This is a genomic window from Amycolatopsis kentuckyensis, assembly GCF_002155975.1.
Classification (GTDB): domain Bacteria; phylum Actinomycetota; class Actinomycetes; order Mycobacteriales; family Pseudonocardiaceae; genus Amycolatopsis; species Amycolatopsis kentuckyensis.
On the sequence record NZ_MUMI01000662.1, the window covers coordinates 1 to 2,204 of the forward strand.

General features: G+C 69.5%; 3 protein-coding genes. All 3 read right to left on the reverse strand.

What is annotated here, in order from left to right; all coding sequences use genetic code 11:
- A partial coding sequence (gene ybeY / locus CCN39_RS45125) for an rRNA maturation RNase YbeY (RefSeq protein WP_143264409.1) occupies positions 1–549 on the reverse strand: 549 nt, incomplete at its 3' end.
- Entirely contained in the window at positions 546–1,613 is a 1,068-nt protein-coding gene (locus CCN39_RS45130; RefSeq protein WP_086853029.1) for a PhoH family protein, read from the reverse strand. The genes CCN39_RS45130 and ybeY, both read right to left, overlap by 4 nt.
- A gap of 86 nt (positions 1,614–1,699) precedes the next feature.
- On the reverse strand, positions 1,700–2,062 hold the full coding sequence (locus CCN39_RS45135; protein WP_086853031.1) for a histidine triad nucleotide-binding protein: 363 nt from the start codon (positions 2,060–2,062) through the stop codon (positions 1,700–1,702).
- Between the last annotated feature and the right edge of the window lie 142 nt (positions 2,063–2,204).

The following is a 2,204-nucleotide window of genomic DNA, read 5'->3' on the forward strand; positions in this document are numbered from 1 at the left end:
GGGGGCGGCCGGGGCGGCGGGGGTGTCGAGGCCGGCGATCCCGAGGACGCGGTCGTCGGTGTTGCGCTGGGCGTCCCGCTTCTCCAGGGCGGCGACGGCCTCCTGGTACTCGCCGAGGATGCGCTTCTGGAGCGCGAACATCTCGCGTTCCTCGGCCGGTTCGGCGTGGTCGTAGCCGAGGAGGTGGAGGCAGCCGTGCACGGTGAGCAGGTGCAGCTCGTCGATCAGGGCGTGGCCCGCCGTCTTGGCCTGGTCCTTCGCGAACGCCGGGCAGAGCACGATGTCCCCGAGCAGCGCCGGTGACGCGTCGGGCGCGTCGGGGCGGCGGGAGGAGTCGAGCTCGTCCATCGGGAAGGCCATGACGTCGGTGGGGCCCGGGAGGTCCATCCAGCGTTCGTGCAGGTCTTCCATGACGTCGAGGGTGACGAGGAGGATGGACAGCTCGGCGAGCGGGCTGACCTCCATCTTGTCGAGGGCGTAGCGGGCGGCGGAGACGATGGACGTCTCGTCGACGTTGACGCCGGACTCGTTGGCGATCTCGATGCTCAACGCCGGTTGCCCTTCCAGCCGTCGGTCTGCTGGGCGTCCTGCACGGCCTGCCATTTCTCGTAGGCGTCGACGATGCTCGCGACGAGCCGGTGCCGGACGACGTCCTGGCTGGTCAGCTCGGCGAAGTGGAGGTCCTCGACGCCGGTCAGGATGTCGCGCACGACGCGCAGGCCGCTGCGCTGCCCGCTGGGCAGGTCGACCTGGGTGATGTCGCCGGTGACGACGATCTTGGACCCGAACCCGAGCCGGGTGAGGAACATCTTCATCTGCTCGGGCGTGGTGTTCTGGGCCTCGTCGAGGATGATGAAGGCGTCGTTGAGCGTGCGGCCGCGCATGTAGGCGAGCGGCGCGATCTCGATGGTGCCGGCCTGCATGAGCCGCGGGATGGACTCGGGCTCGACCATGTCGTGCAGCGCGTCGTAGAGCGGCCGCAGGTAGGGGTCGATCTTCTCGTTCAGGGTGCCGGGCAGGTAGCCGAGGCGCTCGCCGGCTTCGACGGCCGGGCGGGTCAGCACGATGCGGGTGACCTGCTTGGCCTGCAGGGCCTGGACGGCCTTCGCCATGGCGAGGTAGGTCTTGCCGGTGCCGGCGGGGCCGATGCCGAAGACGACGGTGTGCTTGTCGATGGCGTCGACGTACCGCTTCTGGTTCAGCGTCTTGGGCCGGATGGTCTTCCCGCGCCGGGAGACGATGTTGAGGCTGAGCACCTCGGCCGGCGAGGCGTCGCCGGTGGAGAGCATGCCGATGGTGCGCCGGACGGTGTCGGGCCCGACCTGCTGGCCGCCGGTGGCGAGCTGCACGAGCTCGGCGAAGACGCGCTCGGCGAACGCCACGTCGGCGGGCGTGCCGGTCAGGGTGACCTCGTTGCCGCGGACGTGCACGTCCGCGGCCAGGAGCTCCTCGGCGACGCGCAGGTTCTCGTCGCGGGAGCCGAGCAGGCTCAACGCGGCGGCGTCGGGAATGGGAAACCGGGACTGCGCGGCCTGGACGGAGGCATCCTCGGTCTTGGCGACGTCCCCGGGGACGTCGGGTCGGGCGGCACCACCCGGTACGGTTCCGGCCACGTGGCCTCAGGCCTGCTTTCTCGGTGAGGGAGAACGGACCCCACCGATGCTACTGGCACCCACCGACAGGACGCAGGCCGGTTTCCCTAGTCCTCGTCCGGAGCCCCGAAGAGTCCCAGCGGCTCCCCGCCCAGAACGTGGGCGTGGACGTGGAAGACGGTCTGACCGGCATCTTCATCGGTGTTGAAGACGACCCGGTACCCACTCTCGAGGATGCCTTCAAGCTCCGCAACCTTACGAGCGGTAGCAACCACATCACTCAGCAGCTGCGGATCCCCGGCGGCGAGCTCGGCAACGTTCCGGTACCGCTTCCGAGGCACGACGAGCACGTGAACCCGAGCTTGCGGCCGAATATCCCGGAAGGCAAAGGTGGTCTCATCCTGATAGACGACATCAGCAGGGATCTCCCCACCAACGATCCGTTCGAAGAGAGTCTCGGCATCACTCATAGCGGCACCCTATCCACCCCAGCGAGAAGGCCGAAGGCCGCCGAGCCGGCAACGCGCCCTCCCCAACCCGCCCACGACGCAAACCGCGGGGGTCCGGGGCTCGCCCCGGACCCCCGCGGTTTGCGTCGTGGGCGGGTTGGGG